The sequence below is a fragment of the Streptomyces sp. NPDC126497 genome (genome assembly GCF_040302425.1).
Taxonomy (GTDB): domain Bacteria; phylum Actinomycetota; class Actinomycetes; order Streptomycetales; family Streptomycetaceae; genus Streptomyces.
Genome location: NZ_JBEORT010000062.1, coordinates 24,098 through 40,365 on the forward strand (window position 1 = coordinate 24,098; position 16,268 = coordinate 40,365).

Below are 16,268 nucleotides of genomic sequence, written 5' to 3' on the forward strand. Positions count from 1 at the left end.
TGTGGAACCTGCCGTGCGACGGCCGTACGCCCTTGACAGAGGGATGTTGCATTGTCGACACATCGAGTCGGGTCCGGCGGATTGTGTTGCTGCGGACGGCCGACACGCCATAGAGTCGCCAAACGTCGGCATGGTGCCACGCTGACCTGTCTGGAAGTTTCCTGGTCACCAAGGAGGTAAGACGACTTGTGAACGAGTCGACATTCACTCCCGGGGGTGGTCAACCAGGAATGCCTGCGCCGGACCAGGAGCCCACGGGATCCGCTGCTGTCGGCTCCGTCGCTGTGCGCACCTTCGCAGCCCACCGGAGTCACAGGACTCCAGGGGTGACTCACCCAGCACACCAGAGCATGGATGGCCATCACGTGAACGCCATGGCCGGCGACGGAAGTGGCGCGCCCCACAACCATTTCGCCGACTACGACGAACTGCCCGAGGGGCACTTCTACGACCCCGACGCCGAGTACGAGCCCGATCCCGAGTACGCGGCCACGCTCGCGCCCGACGCGGCGCGCCAGCGCCGTGAGCGCGTCGGCCCGACCGGACGCCCGCTGCCGTACTTCCCGATCCCGGGCCCGCTGACCGACCACGGTCCCGCGAAGATCATCGCGATGTGCAACCAGAAGGGCGGCGTCGGCAAGACCACGTCGACCATCAACCTGGGCGCCGCGCTCGCGGAGTACGGACGCCGGGTGCTGCTCGTCGACTTCGACCCGCAGGGCGCGCTGTCGGTCGGTCTCGGCGTCAACCCGATGGAACTCGACCTCACCGTCTACAACCTGCTCATGGAGCGGGGCATGGCGGCCGACGAGGTGCTGCTGAAGACCGCGGTCCCCAACATGGACCTGCTGCCCAGCAACATCGACCTGTCGGCGGCCGAGGTCCAGCTGGTGAGCGAGGTCGCGCGCGAGTCGACGCTGCAGCGGGCGCTGAAGCCGCTGATGGACGACTACGACTACGTCGTGATCGACTGCCAGCCCTCGCTCGGCCTGCTCACGGTCAACGCGCTGACCGCCGCGCACAAGGTGATCGTGCCGCTGGAGTGCGAGTTCTTCGCGCTGCGCGGGGTGGCGCTGCTGACCGAGACGATCGAGAAGGTCCAGGAACGGCTCAACCCCGACCTGGAGCTCGACGGCATCCTCGCCACCATGTACGACTCGCGCACGGTGCACAGCCGTGAGGTGCTCGCGCGGGTGGTCGAGGCGTTCGACGACCACGTCTACCACACGGTCATCGGGCGCACGGTCCGCTTCCCGGAGACCACGGTCGCCGGTGAGCCGATCACCACGTACGCGTCCAACTCCGTCGGTGCCGCCGCCTACCGCCAGCTCGCCAGGGAGGTGCTCGCCCGGTGTCACGCCGAGTGAGTCTGCCGGGGGCCGACGAACTCTTCCGTACGACAGGGGGGATGGCGCTCCAGGCGTCGACCCCCAGACGCGCGGGCGGCGACGCCCGTGTCCCCGCCCCCGCGGGGGAGGGCGACGCGGCGGCGGCCGCCGCCGGGGAGGACGCGCCGCAGTCGGTGCCCGCGCAGGGCGGCGAGGGCGCGGAGCACGTCGCGGCGGGCGCGGAGCCGGCCGGGGCCGGCGAGTCCCGCAGCCGCGAGGCGGCGGGCTCCGGACGGCGCCAGCCGGCACCGGACGGCGCGGCCCAGCGCAAGCGGGGACGAGCGGCGTCACGGCGGCCCAGCGGCCGTGAGCGGCACGACGAGAAGATCACCGTGTACGTGTCCGCCGAGGAACTGATGGACCTCGAGCACGCGCGGCTGGTGCTGCGCGGCGAGCACGGACTGGCGGTGGACCGGGGCCGGATCGTCCGGGAGGCGGTCGCCGTGGTCCTCGCCGACCTGGAGAGCCGCGGGGACGCGAGCATCCTCGTACGACGTCTGCGGGGACGGTAGCGGTAGCCTGCGGAGGCCATGACCTCGAACGACGCACCCGCCCCCGGCACCCGCCCGTCCCGCCGCCGCGCCCTGGGCCGGGGCCCGGCGGCGGCGCGGGACGCCCCGGTGCCGGGCGACGTGGTGCCCGCGGAAGTCCCGTCGGCCTCCGGGCCGGGGAGGGCGGTCGTGGAGGCCGTCGCGGGTGCGTCGGGGCCGGCGGCGGGCGCCGGTGGGGACACGGCCGGGGCGGAGCCCGCGGGCGGCGCCCCGGGGCCCGGCGCGGACGAGGACGGCGACGGGGGGTTCACGGTCCGGCTGGCGAACTTCGAGGGGCCGTTCGACCTGCTGCTCCAGTTGATCTCCAAGCACAAGCTGGACGTCACCGAGGTCGCCCTGTCCGGGGTGACCGACGAGTTCATGGCGTACATCCGGGCCATGGGGCCGGACTGGGACCTGGACGAGACGACCGAGTTCCTCGTCGTGGCGGCCACCCTGCTCGACCTCAAGGCGGCCCGGCTGCTGCCCGCCGCCGAGGTGGAGGACGAGGCCGACCTCGCCCTGCTCGAGGCCCGGGACCTGCTGTTCGCGCGGCTGCTGCAGTACCGCGCGTACAAACGGATCGCCGAGATCTTCAGCCGGCGCCTCGACGACGAGGACCGCCGCCACCCCCGCACCGTCGGACTCGAACCGCACCACGCCGCGCTGCTGCCCGAGGTCGTCATCAGCATCGGTCCCGAGGGGTTCGCCGGGCTCGCCGCCAAGGCGATGCGGCCCAGACCCGAGCCGCAGGTGTACGTCGACCACATCCACGCGCCGCTGGTCAGCGTGCAGGAACAGGCCGGGCTCGTCGTCGCCCGGCTCAGGGAACTCGGTGAGGCGAGCTTCCGGGCGCTCGTCGAGGACACGGACGACACCCTGACCGTCGTGGCCCGGTTCCTCGCCCTGCTGGAGCTGTACCGGGAGAAGGCCGTCGCCCTCGACCAGGAGACCGCGCTCGGCGAGCTCACCGTGCGCTGGACCGGCGGGGACGGGGACGCCGCCCCGACGGTCACCGACGAGTTCGACCGGCCCCCCGAGCGGGTCCAGGAGGAGAGGAAGCCGTGAGCGAGGAGACGACCGGGACCCCCGCCGGGCCGCGCGCCGTCGCGGAACTCGACCTCGGGCCCGCCCTGGAGGCGGTGCTCATGGTCGTGGACGAACCCGCGACCGAGGAGCACCTGGCGAGGATCCTGGAACGCCCGAAGCGCCAGGTCGCGGACGCGCTGCGCGAGCTGGCCGACGAGTACGCCGCCCAGGGCCGCGGCTTCGAGCTGCGCCTCGTCGCGGGCGGCTGGCGCTTCTACACCCGTCCCGAGTACGCCGCCGCCGTCGAACGCTTCGTCCTGGACGGCCAGCAGGCCCGGCTCACCCAGGCCGCCCTGGAGACCCTCGCGGTCGTCGCCTACCGGCAGCCCGTCGGCCGCAGCCGCGTCTCCGCGGTGCGCGGGGTCAACTGCGACGGCGTGATGCGCACCCTCCTGCAACGCGGTCTGATCGAGGAGGCGGGCACGGAACCCGGAACAGGTGCGATCCTGTACACGACGACGAACTACTTCCTGGAGCGGATGGGCCTGCGCGGTCTGGACGAACTCCCGGAGCTCGCGCCCTTCCTCCCGGAGGCGGAGGCGATCGAGGCCGAGACGCTGGAAGCGGTCCCGTCGTTCGATCCGGACGCCCCGGATTCCGAGGACGCAGACGACAAGACGGAACTTTGATGCGAAGCAGCAGCGGCAGGAACAGCAGCGGAAACAACGGCGGGAGCCGTGGTGGCAACAGCGGCGGCCGCGGCGGGAGCGGCGGTGGCCGCGGCAATCACCGCGGTGCCGGCACCAACCGTGACGACCGGCAGGGCGGTCGTCCGAAGAAGCCGCGCCCGGAGGAGCGGCGCTACGACGTGGGCCCCGGCGCCACCCAGGAGGGCCCCAAGTCGGGCCGCGGGCCCACGGCCCGCGGAGGCGCCAAGGGCGGGCCGAGGAAGCCCCTGCAGCGGGGGCGCTCGGTCCCGGCCACGTCCCGTGAGTACGAGACGCGGGCCGAGGAGCGCAACCGGGAGCGGTACGCGGGCAGGAAGGACATCAAGCTGCCCAAGACCTTCCCCGGCGCCGAGCAGGAGGGCGAACGGCTGCAGAAGGTGCTCGCCCGCGCCGGCTACGGTTCCCGGCGTGCCTGCGAGGAGCTGATCGAGCAGGCTCGGGTCGAGGTCAACGGCGAGATCGTGCTCGAGCAGGGCAAGCGGGTCGACCCGGAGAAGGACGAGGTCAAGGTCGACGGCCTGACCGTCGCGACGCAGTCGTACCAGTTCTTCTCGCTGAACAAGCCCGCCGGTGTCGTGTCGACCATGGAGGACCCGGAGGGCCGGCAGTGCCTCGGTGACTACGTCACCAACCGCGAGACCCGCCTCTTCCACGTCGGCCGGCTCGACACCGAGACCGAGGGCGTCATCCTGCTCACCAACCACGGCGAGCTGGCGCACCGGCTGACCCACCCCAAGTACGGCGTGAAGAAGACCTACCTCGCGCACATCGTGGGACCCATCCCGCGCGACCTGGGCAAGAGGCTCAAGGACGGCATCCAGCTGGAGGACGGTTACGCGCGCGCGGACCACTTCCGGGTCGTGGAGCAGACCGGCAAGAACTACCTCGTCGAGGTGACCCTGCACGAGGGCCGCAAGCACATCGTGCGCCGGATGCTCGCCGAGGCCGGGTTCCCGGTCGACAAGCTGGTGCGCACCGCCTTCGGACCCATCACCCTGGGTGACCAGAAGTCGGGCTGGCTGCGCCGGTTGTCCAACACCGAGGTCGGGATGCTGATGCAGGAGGTCGACCTCTAGGGGCTTGTGCGCCCGGCCCGCACCCCCTTTAATAGTCGCAGTGACTATTAAAGGGGGTGCGGGCCGTGGTCGGCTATGACAAGTACGCCTTCGAACCGTTCGCCGTCACCGTCGACCTCGCCGTGTTCACCCTCCGCGCGGGCACGCTGCACGTGCTGCTCGTCGAGCGCGGCGAGGAGCCGTACACCGGACGGTGGGCGCTGCCCGGGGGCTTCGTCCGGCCGGACGAGTCCGCGGAGCGCGCCGCGCGGCGCGAGCTGGGCGAGGAGACCGGGCTGACGGACGTCTCCGGCCTGCACCTGGAGCAGCTGCGGACCTACAGCGAGCCCGGCCGCGACCCCCGGATGAGGGTCGTCTCCGTCGCCTTCGCCGCCCTGCTGCCCGACGCTCCCGAGGCGCGCGGCGGCAGCGACGCGGCGCAGGCCCGCTGGACGCCGTACGGCTCCGCGCGGGGGCTCGCCTTCGACCACGACCGGATCCTCGCCGACGCGCGGGAACGCGTCGGCGCCAAGCTCGAGTACACCTGCCTGGCCACCGCCTTCTGCCCGCCCGAGTTCACCCTCGGCGAGCTGCAGCAGGTCTACGAGACCGTGTGGGGCACCGCCCTGGACCGGCCCAACTTCCGGCGCAAGGTGCTCGCCACCCCCGGCTTCGTCGAAGCCGTCCCCGGCGCCGCGCGCCTCACCGGCGGCCGGGGCAAACCCGCCGCCCTCTACCGCGCGGGCACCGCCACCGCCCTCCACCCGCCGCTGCTCCGGCCGACCCCGGAAGGACGCCCCGCATGACCACCACCGTCACCAAGCGCGCCGCGACAGGCGCGCTCACCGGACTCGCCCTGGGGGACGCGCTGGGCTTCCCGGCCGAGTTCGACGACGTCCCGTCGATCCTCGCCAAGTCCGGCCCCTGGCGGGAGACGGACCTGCCGAGACCGGCGATCGTCACCGACGACACCCAGATGACCCTCGCGCTCGGTCGGGGACTGCGCACCGCCATGGACCGGGGGCCCCTCACGCCGAAGCGGCTGGAGCGGCCGGTGCGCGAGGAGTTCGTGGAGTGGTGGCGCTCGCCCGAGAACAACCGCGCGCCGGGCAACACCTGTCTCAAGGCGTGCCACCTGCTGTCCCACGAGGACCGCCCCTGGCAGGACGCCAGCCAGATCCACTCCAAGGGCTGCGGCGCCAACATGCGCGTCGCCCCCGTCGGCCTGGCCCCCGGCCTCACCGACGAACAGCGCGCGGGCGCCGCCCAGTTGCAGGCGGCCCTCACCCACGGACACCCCACCGCGCTCGCCGCCTCCGACCTCACCGCACACGCCGTACGACTGCTGGCTCAGGGGGCCGAGCCGACCGGCCTGATCGGACGCCTGCGCTCCTACGCCTACGACAACCGCACCCGCTACCACGCGTTCTGGCTCGGCGACCTGTGGACCCGCGCCCAGGACCCCACCCCCGAGCACTTCATCGCGCGCGGCTGGGACGAGTGCCTGGAGGTCCTGGGCCGCCTCCAGGAGGCCGTACGCACCGTCTCGCCCGAGACCGACCCGTGCCTGGCCACGGGAGCGGGCTGGATCGCCGAGGAGGCCCTGGCCACCGGTCTGCTCTGCTTCCTCCTCTTCGTCGACGAACCCCTCACGGCGGTGCGCCGCGCCGCCTGCACCGCGGGCGACTCCGACTCCCTCGCCTGCCTCACGGGCGCCTTCGCGGGCGCGTACCTGGGCGCGGACGCCTGGCCCGCCGCGTGGGCGGACCGCATCGAGTACCGGGGCGACCTGCTCGCGCTGGGAACGCTCTGGGACGCTTGACCGATGACCGACGCCCTGGACCTCGACCTGAGACCGGTGATCGCGCGGCAGCCCGACCCGGTGCTGTTCGCCACCGTCTCCGGCGCGCACCTGTACGGCTTCCCGTCCCGTGACTCGGACGTGGACCTGCGGGGCGTGCACCTGCTGCCGGCCGCCGCCCTCGTCGGGCTGCGCGAGCCGGACGAGACCCGGTCCAGGATGTGGGTCCGCGACGGCGTCGAGCTGGACCTGGTCACGCACGACCTGCGCAAGTTCGTCCGCCTGATGCTGCGGCGCAACGGCTACGTCCTGGAGCAGCTGCTGTCCCCGCTGGTCGTGCACACCACCGACACCCACCGGGAACTGGCCGCGCTCGCCCCCGGTGTCCTCACCGGCCACCACGCCCACCACTACCGGGGTTTCGCGCGGACCCAGTGGCGGCTGTTCGAGAGGACCGGCGAGCTCAAGCCGCTGCTCTACACCTTCCGGGTGCTGCTCACCGGCATCCACCTGATGCGCTCCGGCGAGGTGCAGCCGCATCTGCCCACCCTCGCCGCGGAGGTCGACGCCGCCCCGGACTTCCTGCCGGAGCTGATCGCCGCCAAGGCGGAGCGCGAACACGGGGCGGCCCCGGTCGACCCCGCACGCGTGCGGGCCGACGTGGAGCGGCTGCACGGCGCGCTGGACGAGGCGCAGGCGGCGTCAGCCCTGCCCGACGCCCCCAGCGCGTACGACGCCCTGCACGACCTCGTCGTACGGGTCCGCCTGGAGGGCTGAGGCGCGGCGGGCGCGGACGAGGAAGTCCTCGACCCGGCGCCGGTCCGGCTCCTCGGGCAGGGGGCTGCGCGGGGCGGCCCGCGCGCCCTCCTCCGCCAGCCGGGTCATCCGGGACTCCACCTCGGACCAGGACACCTCGCCCCGCTTCACCGCGAGCAGCGGCTCGCGCTCCTCGCCCACGTCGATCGTGAGGGCGCCCGTGCGGAGCAGGTCGCGGGCGCTGATCAGCAGGCGGAGCAGGTGCATCGCGTGCTTCCAGCGCGGGGCGCCGTGGGCGCGGACGTCCGCCTCCAGCTTGCGGCGCTGGCCGTGGGCGTAGCGGGTGAAGGTCGTGTGGACCCGGCGGGAGAGGAACGCCCCGCGCAGGGACAGCAGCTCGCGGCCGGTGGCGTCGGCGTACTCCACCAGCGGGGAGTGCAGGCACTCCAGGATGTTGGGATTGGCGCGCAGGGCCAGCTCGCAGAAACGTTCCAGCTCCCAGCTGAACTGTTCCTCGGCCGGGCCCTCGACGTGCGTGGGCGGCTTCTCGAAGCGCCAGAACAGGGGAGTGGGGGCGAGGAAGACGCCCCGGCGGTCGGTGTCGCTGCCCTCCGTGGCCAGACCGAAGGCGCGCGAGCCCATGACGCAGGCGTAGATCGTGTGGTCACCGACCAGGGTCTCGGGGCGCATGCCCGGAGCGTACGCGGCGGATCACACCCGGCGGACCGAATTTCCCTCCACCGTGATCCGTTCCCCGGGCAGCGGCCTGGTCGCCGGGCCGTGCGTCACCGAGCCGTCGGTGATGTCGAACCGGCTGCCGTGACAGGCGCAGTCGATGGTGCCGTCCGAGACCCCGGTCACCACGCACCCCTGGTGGGTGCAGACCGCCGAGAAGGCCTTGAAGGAGCCCGCCACGGGCTGGGTGACCACGATCCTCTCCTCCTCGAGGACCGTGCCCCCGCCCACGGGGACGTCGGCGGTCGGGACGAGCTCCCGCCCGGCGGTCTCCGGAGAGGTGCCGTCCCCGCCGTCCGAGCCGCAGCCCGCGGCCGTCCCCGCCGCGCCGGCCGCGAGGAGGACCGTGCGGCGCGTCGTACGAAGGGCCATGTCGTCACTCCCGGGGTCGCGGTCCCCGCATCCTGACACCGAATGCACCGAACGGTAAGCACATCACGGCAAAAGGCGTGAAAAGCGCACCTCTCCCTCCGTCTCAGCGGGCGAGCGCCCGGCGCCGCCCCCGGGCCGGCTGACTACGCTGGACGACCGAACAGCACACACGTCAGCAAGGAGCATCGTCGTGGCGGTACGCGCGGTCCGGGGGGCCGTCCAGCTGGAGCGGGACGAGGCCGGTCACATGGAGGAGCGGGTCGGCGCGCTGCTCACCGAGGTCCTGGAGCGCAACGGCCTGCACACCGACGACCTGATCAGCCTCTGGTTCACGGCCACGCCCGACCTGCACAGCGAATTCCCGGCCGCCGCCGCCCGCGGGCTCGGCATCGTCGACGTCCCCCTGATCTGCGCCCAGGAGCTCGACGTCGAGGGCGCCATGCCCCGCGTCGTCCGCGTCCTCGCGCACATCGAGTCCGACCGGCCCCGCGCCGACATCGCGCACGTCTACCTCGGTGCGGCGGCCGCCCTGCGCAAGGACATCGCCCAGTGAGAACCGCACTCGTCATCGGCACCGGGCTCATCGGCACGTCCGCCGCCCTCGCCCTGTCCCGGCGGGGCGTCGTCGTCCACCTCGCCGACCACGACCCGGAGCAGGCCCGCACGGCCGCCGCGCTCGGCGCCGGCACGGACGAGGCCCCCGACGGGCCGGTCGACCTGGCGATCGTCGCCGCCCCGCCCGCCCACGTGGCCGACGTGCTCGCCGACGCGATGCGGCGCGGCGCGGCCCGCGGCTACATCGACGTCGCCAGCGTCAAGGGCGGACCGCGCCGCGAGCTCCAGGAGCGCGGGCTCGACCTGACCCCGTACATCGGCACCCACCCGATGTCCGGCCGTGAGCGGTCCGGTCCGCTGGCCGCCACCGGGGACCTCTTCGAGGGGCGCCCCTGGGTGCTCACCCCGACCCGGGACACCGACACCGAGGTGCTGAACCTCGCCCTGGAGCTGGTCTCGCACTGCGGGGCCGTGCCCGTCGTCATGGACGCCGACGCCCACGACCGGGCCGTGGCCCTCGTCTCCCACATGCCCCACCTGGTGTCCAGCATGGTCGCCGCGCGCCTGGAACACGCGGAGGAGGCCGCCGTGCGCCTGTGCGGGCAGGGCATCCGGGACGTGACCCGGATCGCCGCCTCCGACCCCCGGATGTGGATCGACATCCTCTCCGCCAACCCCGGGCCGGTCGCCGACCTGCTCACGGACCTCGCCGCCGACCTGGAGGAGACCGTGCGCGCGCTGCGCGCCCTGCAGTCCTCCGACGAGGACAAGCGCCGCGAGGGCGGCGCCGGCGTCGAGGACGTGCTGCGCCGCGGCAACGCCGGGCAGGTCCGCGTCCCCGGCAAGCACGGCTCCGCGCCGCGCGTCTACGAGACCGTGACGGTGCTCATCGACGACCAGCCCGGCCAGCTGGCCCGCATCTTCGCGGACGCCGAGCGCGCCGGCGTCAACATCGAGGACGTCCGCATCGAGCACGCCACCGGACAGCAGGCCGGTCTGGTCCAGCTCATGGTGGAGCCCAAGGCGGCCCCGGTCCTCACCGCGGGGCTGCGGGAGCGGGGCTGGGCGATCCGCCAGTGACGGCCCGGGGCCGGGCGGCCCGTCCCCCGGAGGGCGGGATCGTCCGCTTGTCGGAAGGGTTCCGGGGGGCCGGTAACCTGGTGCGGGGCGTGTCCGCGTCCCGCACCCACCCCTCCACCGCACCAGGAAGGTGTCCCCCCGTGGAAAACGGCGTCGCCCAGCCCGTGATTGTCGCCATCGACGGCCCCTCGGGCACGGGCAAGTCGAGCACGTCGAAGGCCGTGGCGGCGCGGCTCGGCCTGAGCTACCTGGACACCGGCGCCCAGTACCGGGCGATCACCTGGTGGATGGTGACCAACGGCATCGACACAGAGGACCCGTCCGCGATCGCCGCCGTCGCCGGCAAGCCGGAGATCGTCTCCGGCACCGACCCCGAGACCCCCACCATCACCGTCGACGGCGTCGACGTGGCCGGCCCGATCCGCGGACAGGAGGTCACCTCCAAGGTCAGCGCGGTCTCCGCGGTCCCCGAGGTGCGGTCCCGGATCACCGAGCTGCAGCGCACCATCGCCTCCTCCGCCGTCACCGGGATCGTCGTCGAAGGCCGCGACATCGGCACCACCGTGCTGCCCGACGCGGACCTGAAGATCTTCCTCACCGCCAGCGCGGAGGCGCGTGCCGCCCGCCGCAGCGGCGAGCTCAAGGGCGCCGACCTGCACACCACCCGCGAGGCCCTGATCAAGCGGGACGCGGCCGACGCCGGCCGCAAGACCTCCCCGCTGGCCAAGGCCGACGACGCGGTCGAGGTGGACACCACCGAGCTGACCCTCCAGCAGGTCGTCGAGTGCGTCGTCACCCTCGTCGAGGAGAAGCGGGCCGGAAAGTGACCGACGTCCCATCGGTGCGGAGCGCCGAGGTCGGCCGGCGCATCGGCGTCGGTCTGATGTACGGGCTGTGGAAGCCGCGTGTGCTGGGCGCCTGGCGGGTGCCCGCGGCCGGTCCGGTGATCTTCGCCGTGAACCACTCCCACAACATCGACGGCCCCATGGTCATGGGCGTGGCGCCCCGGCCGACGCACTTCCTGATCAAGAAGGAGGCGTTCGTCGGCCCGCTCGACCCGTTCCTGACCGGCATCGGTCAGCTCAAGGTCGACCGGCACAGCACCGACCGCACGGCGATCTCCCGGGCGCTGGGCGTACTGGAGCAGGGCGGCGTCCTCGGCATCTTCCCGGAGGGCACGCGCGGCGAGGGCGACTTCGCCGCGCTCCGCGCGGGGCTCGCGTACTTCGCCGTCCGCAGCGGCGCGCCGATCGTTCCCGTGGCCGTGCTGGGAAGTTCCGGGCGGTCCGGACGGTTGATAAAGGCGCTGCCCCCGCTGCGCTCCCGGGTCGACGTCGTCTTCGGCGACCCCTTCGACGCCGGCGACGGCAGCGGCAGACGCACGCGCAAGGCGCTGGACGAGGCGACCGAACGCATCCAGAAACAGCTCACCGCACACCTGGAAAACGCCAGGCGCCTCACCGGGCGCTAGGCGACACTGAGTAGTGGATCAGCCCCGCACACGGGGGCCTTCCACCGATCACCACGATGAACGCAGAGGTACGGACTTCATGAACGACCACATCCAGCCCGACGGCTCGGACGCGTACGAGGATGCGCACGAGCACGACCACGGGGCGCTGGGCGATGCCGAGTTCGCGGAGTTCATGGAGCTCGCCGCGGAGGAGGGCTTCGACCTCGAGGACGTCGAGGGCGCCATCGAGGCGGCGGGCCACGGTCCGCTGCCCGTGCTCGCCGTCGTCGGCCGCCCCAACGTCGGCAAGTCGACCCTGGTGAACCGCATCATCGGCCGCCGCGAGGCGGTCGTCGAGGACAAGCCGGGCGTCACCCGCGACCGCGTCACCTACGAGGCCGAGTGGGCGGGCCGCCGCTTCAAGGTCGTCGACACCGGCGGCTGGGAGCAGGACGTCCTCGGCATCGACGCCTCCGTGGCCGCCCAGGCCGAGTACGCCATCGAGGCCGCCGACGCGGTCGTCTTCGTCGTCGACGCCAAGGTCGGCGCCACCGACACCGACGAGGCCGTCGTCCGGCTGCTGCGCAAGGCGGGCAAGCCGGTCGTGCTGTGCGCCAACAAGGTGGACGGCCCGAGCGGCGAGGCCGACGCCGCGTACCTGTGGTCCCTGGGCCTGGGCGAGCCGTACCCGGTCTCCGCCCTGCACGGCCGCGGCACCGGCGACATGCTGGACCAGGTCCTGGAGGTGCTGCCCGACGCCCCGGCGCAGACCTTCGGCACCGCGGTCGGCGGCCCGCGCCGGGTCGCGCTGATCGGCAGGCCCAACGTCGGCAAGTCCTCGCTGCTGAACAAGGTCGCGGGCGAGGACCGGGTCGTCGTCAACGAACTCGCCGGCACCACCCGCGACCCGGTCGACGAGATGATCGAACTCGGCGGCAAGACCTGGAAGTTCGTCGACACGGCGGGCATCCGCAAGCGCGTCCACCTCCAGCAGGGCGCCGACTACTACGCCTCGCTGCGCACCGCCGCCGCCGTCGAGAAGGCGGAGGTGGCCGTCGTCCTCATCGACGCCGCCGACTCCATCTCGGTGCAGGACCAGCGGATCGTCACCATGGCCGTGGAGGCGGGCCGCGCCCTGGTCCTCGCGTACAACAAGTGGGACACCCTCGACGAGGAGCGCCGCTACTACCTGGAGCGGGAGATCGAGACCGAGCTCGGCCAGGTGGCGTGGGCGCCGCGGGTGAACGTCTCGGCGCGCACCGGCCGGCACATGGAGAAGCTGGTACCGGCCATCGAGACGGCCCTGGAGGGCTGGGAGACCCGGGTCCCCACGGGCAGGCTGAACGCGTTCCTCGGCGAGCTGGTCGCCGCCCACCCGCACCCCGTGCGCGGCGGCAAGCAGCCGCGGATCCTGTTCGGCACCCAGGCGGGCACCAAGCCGCCGCGGTTCGTGCTGTTCGCCTCCGGCTTCATCGAGGCGGGCTACCGGCGGTTCATCGAGCGGCGGCTGCGGGAGGAGTTCGGCTTCGAGGGGACGCCGATCCACATCTCCGTGCGGGTGCGGGAGAAGCGCGGCAAGAAGAAGTAGCCGACGGCGGGCACGGCGAAGGGGCGGCCCCCACCGGGGCCGCCCCTTCGCCGTGCCCCGGGTCAGGCGCCCCTGCGCGGGGCCGGCGGCAGTCCGGCCGGCACGTGGTGCATCCCGGAGGCGGACCGGCCGACCGTGCCGACCCGCTGCCACTGCGGCCCGGCGCCCTGACGGCCGCCGCCCGGCCCCGCGCCGTACGCGCCGCTCACCAGGGAGGCGCCGAAGGTCCCCGGGCTGTGACCGCCGTAGGAGCCCGTACTGTGCGGGATGTTCCCGAAGGCGGTGAAGCCCAGCTCCTCCTCGCCGCTGCGGTCGCCCGGCAGCGAACGGAAGGACTTGACGTACTCGGTGTAGAGGGCGTCGTAGATCGGTGTGACCGAGAGGCCGCTTTGGGAGTCCTGCGCCGGGCGCACGGGTGCGGGGACCGAGGCGAGGGACTGGCGGCGGGGAACGTCATATGCGTGCACGTATGTCCAAACGACCCCGTGCCCTCGGGGATGCGGCCCTTTCGCGGCTTTCGTCGACGGGGCCCCGGCCGGGTGCCGGCGGGCCGGTCAGAGACCGGCGAGGGGCAGCGCCGCGGCGACGAGCTTGCCGTTCGCGGCCGCCTTGTCCAGGGCGTCGCGCAGCAGGTCCTCGCGCGGCTGACGGCCGATCGAGCCGACCGGGGCCGCGAACATCAGCACCTGCTGGTGCCTGGTGGCGGCCGACCGCCAGCCGTCGGTGACCTGGAGCGGCTGGTGCGCCTGCCACCAGGCCACCGGACGGCCGCCGCCCGGGTTCGGCTGGAGGACGGCGTGCAGCCGGCCCGCGGCCAGCAGCACCGACCAGCCGTGCAGCGCCGGCGGTACGGCCGACAGCTCGGTCAGGGGCATGAAGCCCTGTTCGATGAGGAGCGGCAGGAAGTCGTCGCCGCCGCCCGGCGAACCGGGCCGCGCGACCGGCGCGGTCGGCTCGACGACCAGTGCCGGGTGCAACTCCCCGGAGATCAGGACCAGTCCGCTGGTCACCCCGAGCACGGCCTGTTCCGGCGCGGCGGGGGCGGGATCCGGTGCCGCCGCCGGGTCCCCGGTGTCGCCGCCGATGGCCCGCACGGCTCCCTGGAGCTGTTCCTCGGTGACCTGGACGACCTGCGAGGGCAGGCAGGTGGCGTGGGCGAAGGCGAGAACGGCGGTCTCGTCCCCGACGAACAGGACGGTGCTGGTGCGTTCCTGCTCCGGGTCGCCCGGGGTGCGGCAGGAGGTGCAGTCGTAACCGCCCGGGGCGGACTCTCCGGCGAGCAGGCGGGCTGCTTCTTCGTCGCCGATCTCGGCGCGTACCTCGTCGCTGACGTCGAGCATGCGCGGCACGGGTGGCTCCCTCGGGATGCGGTGCGTGGCGAGGCCGGGTGGCTCCCGGCCCGTGGTCCGGGCGGGTCCCCGGCTCATGCAGAAGACAACGGGCGATCTGTGGCGGTAGTCACGCCCCGGGGCGAACGGAATCGAACCATCCAGCGGGCGGGGACGCGTGCGACGCGGAATCCGTCACTCACCGTCAAGTGCCCTTCATGAGGTCGCCGTTGAGAACGCGAGGCGACTCACGGGGTGACCCCCTCCTCGGTCGACAAATCCGGAAATCGGGGAATGAAGGGGGTGGCCGGAAATCGCCGCCACCCGAGGTGGGCGGCCACCGGACCGGCACGGCGGGGCGCCGGCGGCTCCCCGGACTCCTCCGCCGTGCGCGGCGGGCCCGTGCGGCCGGACGGGGCGCTACGGCCGCCGCGCGGAGGCGGGCCGGCCGAGTTCACCGGCCTCCCCGGCGAACACCACCGTGCCCCGGCGCAGCACGTACACGAAGGCGGGCCGGCCGTACAGGGCGGGCGGCAGCCGCTGCTCGGCGAGGACCACGCACGCGTCGAGCCCGGCCAGCAGCGCGTACGTACGGGCCGCGACCGCGGGCGACATGCCCTGGGCGGGCTCGTCGACGAGCACCACACGCGCGCGCGGCGACAGCGCCCGGCACAGGGCCAGCATCCGCCGCTCGCCCCCGGAGAGCGTGCCGGCCCGGCGTTCCAGCAGCGGCCCCAGCCGCGGATAGGCGTCGAGGGCGCGGGCGGGGCCGGGGCCGGTGAGGGCGAGGTTCTCCCGCACGGTGAGGGAACCGAACACGGCCCCGCGCTCCGGCACCAGGCACAGCCCGCGACGGGCCCGCTCGTACGCCGGCACGCCGGTCACGTCCCGCCCGTCCCACACCACCGACCCGCCGGACAACGGCAGGTCGCCGGCCAGCGCGCGCAGGGCGGTCGTACGGCCGGAGCCGTTGCGGCCCAGCAGCACGGTGAGACCCGGGCCGGGGGCGGCGAGGGTGACGCCGTGCAGGGCCTCCAGGGGGCCGTGACGCACGCGTGCGTCACGCAGGGAGATCGTGGTCACGGGCCGGCCGCCTCCCCGGGGGCGCCCAGGACCTCCCCGGGCGGCCCGGAGGCGACGATCCGGCCCGCCGCCATCACGTGCACGACGTCGGCGAGGCCGGCGACCAGGTCGAGGTCGTGCTCCACGACCAGGAGCGCCGTGCCGTCGGCGGCCAGCGCACCCAGGATCCGGGCCAGCGCGGCCACCTCGGCGGCGTCGAGGCCGGCGGCGGGCTCGTCGAGCAGCAGCACGCGCGGGGCGGTGGCGAGGGCCCGCGCGAGCTCCACCCGGCGCAGCGTCCCGGTGGGCAGCCCGGCGGCGGCCCGCGCCCGCACCGGTCCGTCGAGCCCGAGGAGCCGCAGCGTCCGCTCCACCGCGCCGGGATCGCGCAGCCGGCCCTGCTCGGCGCCGACGCGCACGTTCCCGGCGACGGTCAGCGTCGGGAAGACCGCCAGCCGCTGGAACGTCCGCGCGATCCCGAGCCGGGTGCGGGCCTGCGCGGGCAGCCGGGTGATGTCCCGCCCGCCGAGCAGGACCGACCCCCGCGCGGGCCGCGTGGTCCCCGCCAGGCAGTGGAACAGCGTGCTCTTCCCGGCCCCGTTGGGCCCGACGACCGCGGTCACCCGCCCGGCGGGGAGCACGAGGTCCACCCCGTCCAGCGCGGTGAACCCGCCGTAGCGGACGCGCAGCCCCCGGGCCTCGAGGACGGGGGCCGTGCAGGTCGCCCCCCGGCCGGGAAGGGCGTGCGGGTCGTCCGGGGCGGTCCGTGACGGCGCTCGCGGGGCGCGCCCGGTCCGCGCGACCGGGC

The 16,268-nt window shown here is 73.8% G+C and carries 19 protein-coding genes; 13 read left to right on the forward strand and 6 right to left on the reverse strand.

Features of this window, described 5'->3' with window-relative positions:
* Window positions 1-365 precede the first annotated feature (365 nt).
* From ABTY20_RS23580 to ABTY20_RS23615, 8 genes are read left to right on the forward strand one after another with little or no spacing between them, the layout of a single operon-like run.
* Window positions 366-1,367: a ParA family protein gene (locus ABTY20_RS23580; RefSeq protein WP_502991870.1), complete on the forward strand. Its 1,002-nt coding sequence runs from the start codon at window positions 366-368 to the stop codon at window positions 1,365-1,367.
* Complete coding sequence (locus ABTY20_RS23585) at window positions 1,352-1,900, forward strand: hypothetical protein (protein WP_351999009.1); 549 nt, start codon at window positions 1,352-1,354, stop codon at window positions 1,898-1,900. Before ABTY20_RS23580 ends, ABTY20_RS23585 begins: the two co-directional genes overlap by 16 nt.
* 18 nt (window positions 1,901-1,918) lie before the next feature.
* The gene (locus ABTY20_RS23590) at window positions 1,919-2,986 is read left to right on the forward strand and encodes a segregation and condensation protein A (RefSeq protein WP_351999010.1); all 1,068 of its coding nucleotides are present in this window, start codon (window positions 1,919-1,921) and stop codon (window positions 2,984-2,986) included.
* Window positions 2,983-3,636 carry an SMC-Scp complex subunit ScpB gene (gene scpB, locus ABTY20_RS23595; RefSeq protein WP_351999011.1) on the forward strand — a complete coding sequence of 218 codons (654 nt, stop codon included), beginning with the start codon at window positions 2,983-2,985 and terminating at the stop codon, window positions 3,634-3,636. The genes ABTY20_RS23590 and scpB overlap by 4 nt, the downstream gene beginning before the upstream one ends.
* Window positions 3,636-4,751 (forward strand): pseudouridine synthase, encoded by a 1,116-nt coding sequence (locus ABTY20_RS23600; protein ID WP_351999012.1) that lies wholly within the window; start codon window positions 3,636-3,638, stop codon window positions 4,749-4,751. Before scpB ends, ABTY20_RS23600 begins: the two co-directional genes overlap by 1 nt.
* Window positions 4,752-4,807: 56 nt before the next feature.
* Window positions 4,808-5,536, forward strand: coding sequence for an NUDIX hydrolase (locus tag ABTY20_RS23605; protein WP_351999013.1), 729 nt, complete (start codon window positions 4,808-4,810; stop codon window positions 5,534-5,536).
* Window positions 5,533-6,552 carry an ADP-ribosylglycohydrolase family protein gene (locus ABTY20_RS23610; RefSeq protein WP_351999014.1) on the forward strand — a complete coding sequence of 340 codons (1,020 nt, stop codon included), beginning with the start codon at window positions 5,533-5,535 and terminating at the stop codon, window positions 6,550-6,552. Before ABTY20_RS23605 ends, ABTY20_RS23610 begins: the two co-directional genes overlap by 4 nt.
* 3 nt (window positions 6,553-6,555) lie before the next feature.
* Window positions 6,556-7,308, forward strand: coding sequence for a nucleotidyltransferase domain-containing protein (locus tag ABTY20_RS23615; protein WP_351999015.1), 753 nt, complete (start codon window positions 6,556-6,558; stop codon window positions 7,306-7,308).
* Here ABTY20_RS23615 and ABTY20_RS23620 read toward each other — a convergent pair.
* Both ABTY20_RS23620 and ABTY20_RS23625 read right to left on the reverse strand, forming a co-directional pair.
* Window positions 7,234-7,977: a nucleotidyltransferase domain-containing protein gene (locus ABTY20_RS23620; RefSeq protein ID WP_351999016.1), complete on the reverse strand. Its 744-nt coding sequence runs from the start codon at window positions 7,975-7,977 to the stop codon at window positions 7,234-7,236. The genes ABTY20_RS23615 and ABTY20_RS23620 overlap by 75 nt on opposite strands.
* 21 nt (window positions 7,978-7,998) lie before the next feature.
* The gene (locus ABTY20_RS23625; RefSeq protein ID WP_351999017.1) at window positions 7,999-8,394 is read right to left on the reverse strand and encodes a Rieske (2Fe-2S) protein; all 396 of its coding nucleotides are present in this window, start codon (window positions 8,392-8,394) and stop codon (window positions 7,999-8,001) included.
* A gap of 190 nt (window positions 8,395-8,584) precedes the next feature.
* Here ABTY20_RS23625 and aroH point away from each other — a divergent pair, with 190 nt between their 5' ends.
* The 5 genes from aroH to der all read left to right on the forward strand — a co-directional run bounded on the left by aroH (window position 8,585) and on the right by der (window position 13,070).
* Entirely contained in the window at window positions 8,585-8,947 is a 363-nt protein-coding gene (gene aroH, locus ABTY20_RS23630) for a chorismate mutase (RefSeq protein ID WP_351999018.1), read from the forward strand.
* Window positions 8,944-10,029, forward strand: a complete 1,086-nt coding sequence (locus ABTY20_RS23635; RefSeq protein ID WP_351999019.1) for a prephenate dehydrogenase — start codon at window positions 8,944-8,946, stop codon at window positions 10,027-10,029. The genes aroH and ABTY20_RS23635 overlap by 4 nt, the downstream gene beginning before the upstream one ends.
* A gap of 140 nt (window positions 10,030-10,169) precedes the next feature.
* On the forward strand, window positions 10,170-10,856 hold the full coding sequence (gene cmk, locus ABTY20_RS23640; RefSeq protein ID WP_351999020.1) for a (d)CMP kinase: 687 nt from the start codon (window positions 10,170-10,172) through the stop codon (window positions 10,854-10,856).
* Window positions 10,853-11,500 carry a lysophospholipid acyltransferase family protein gene (locus ABTY20_RS23645; RefSeq protein WP_351999021.1) on the forward strand — a complete coding sequence of 216 codons (648 nt, stop codon included), beginning with the start codon at window positions 10,853-10,855 and terminating at the stop codon, window positions 11,498-11,500. Before cmk ends, ABTY20_RS23645 begins: the two co-directional genes overlap by 4 nt.
* 79 nt (window positions 11,501-11,579) lie before the next feature.
* Window positions 11,580-13,070 carry a ribosome biogenesis GTPase Der gene (gene der, locus ABTY20_RS23650; protein ID WP_351999022.1) on the forward strand — a complete coding sequence of 497 codons (1,491 nt, stop codon included), beginning with the start codon at window positions 11,580-11,582 and terminating at the stop codon, window positions 13,068-13,070.
* Between the two features lie 62 nt (window positions 13,071-13,132).
* Here der and ABTY20_RS23655 read toward each other — a convergent pair whose 3' ends face one another.
* The 4 genes from ABTY20_RS23655 to ABTY20_RS23670 all read right to left on the reverse strand — a co-directional run.
* Window positions 13,133-13,537, reverse strand: coding sequence for a hypothetical protein (locus ABTY20_RS23655; protein WP_351999023.1), 405 nt, complete (start codon window positions 13,535-13,537; stop codon window positions 13,133-13,135).
* Between the two features lie 87 nt (window positions 13,538-13,624).
* Window positions 13,625-14,419, reverse strand: a complete 795-nt coding sequence (locus tag ABTY20_RS23660) for a DUF8842 C-terminal domain-containing protein (protein ID WP_351999024.1) — start codon at window positions 14,417-14,419, stop codon at window positions 13,625-13,627.
* A gap of 399 nt (window positions 14,420-14,818) precedes the next feature.
* Window positions 14,819-15,481, reverse strand: coding sequence for an ATP-binding cassette domain-containing protein (locus ABTY20_RS23665; RefSeq protein ID WP_351999025.1), 663 nt, complete (start codon window positions 15,479-15,481; stop codon window positions 14,819-14,821).
* Window positions 15,478-16,268 (reverse strand): ABC transporter ATP-binding protein (locus ABTY20_RS23670; protein ID WP_351999026.1); only part of this gene is annotated, 791 nt, incomplete at its 5' end. The genes ABTY20_RS23665 and ABTY20_RS23670, both read right to left, overlap by 4 nt.

Bases quoted from the DNA above. Each gene is read 5' to 3' on its own strand.
- ABTY20_RS23625 (WP_351999017.1), bottom strand. From the start codon at position 8,394: ATGGCCCTTCGTACGACGCGCCGCACGGTCCTCCTCGCGGCCGGCGCG.
- ABTY20_RS23600 (WP_351999012.1), top strand. From the start codon at position 3,636: ATGCGAAGCAGCAGCGGCAGGAACAGCAGCGGAAACAACGGCGGGAGC.
- ABTY20_RS23610 (WP_351999014.1), top strand. From the start codon at position 5,533: ATGACCACCACCGTCACCAAGCGCGCCGCGACAGGCGCGCTCACCGGA.
- ABTY20_RS23590 (WP_351999010.1), top strand. From the start codon at position 1,919: ATGACCTCGAACGACGCACCCGCCCCCGGCACCCGCCCGTCCCGCCGC.
- ABTY20_RS23615 (WP_351999015.1), top strand. From the start codon at position 6,556: ATGACCGACGCCCTGGACCTCGACCTGAGACCGGTGATCGCGCGGCAG.
- ABTY20_RS23620 (WP_351999016.1), bottom strand. From the start codon at position 7,977: ATGCGCCCCGAGACCCTGGTCGGTGACCACACGATCTACGCCTGCGTC.
- der (WP_351999022.1), top strand. From the start codon at position 11,580: ATGAACGACCACATCCAGCCCGACGGCTCGGACGCGTACGAGGATGCG.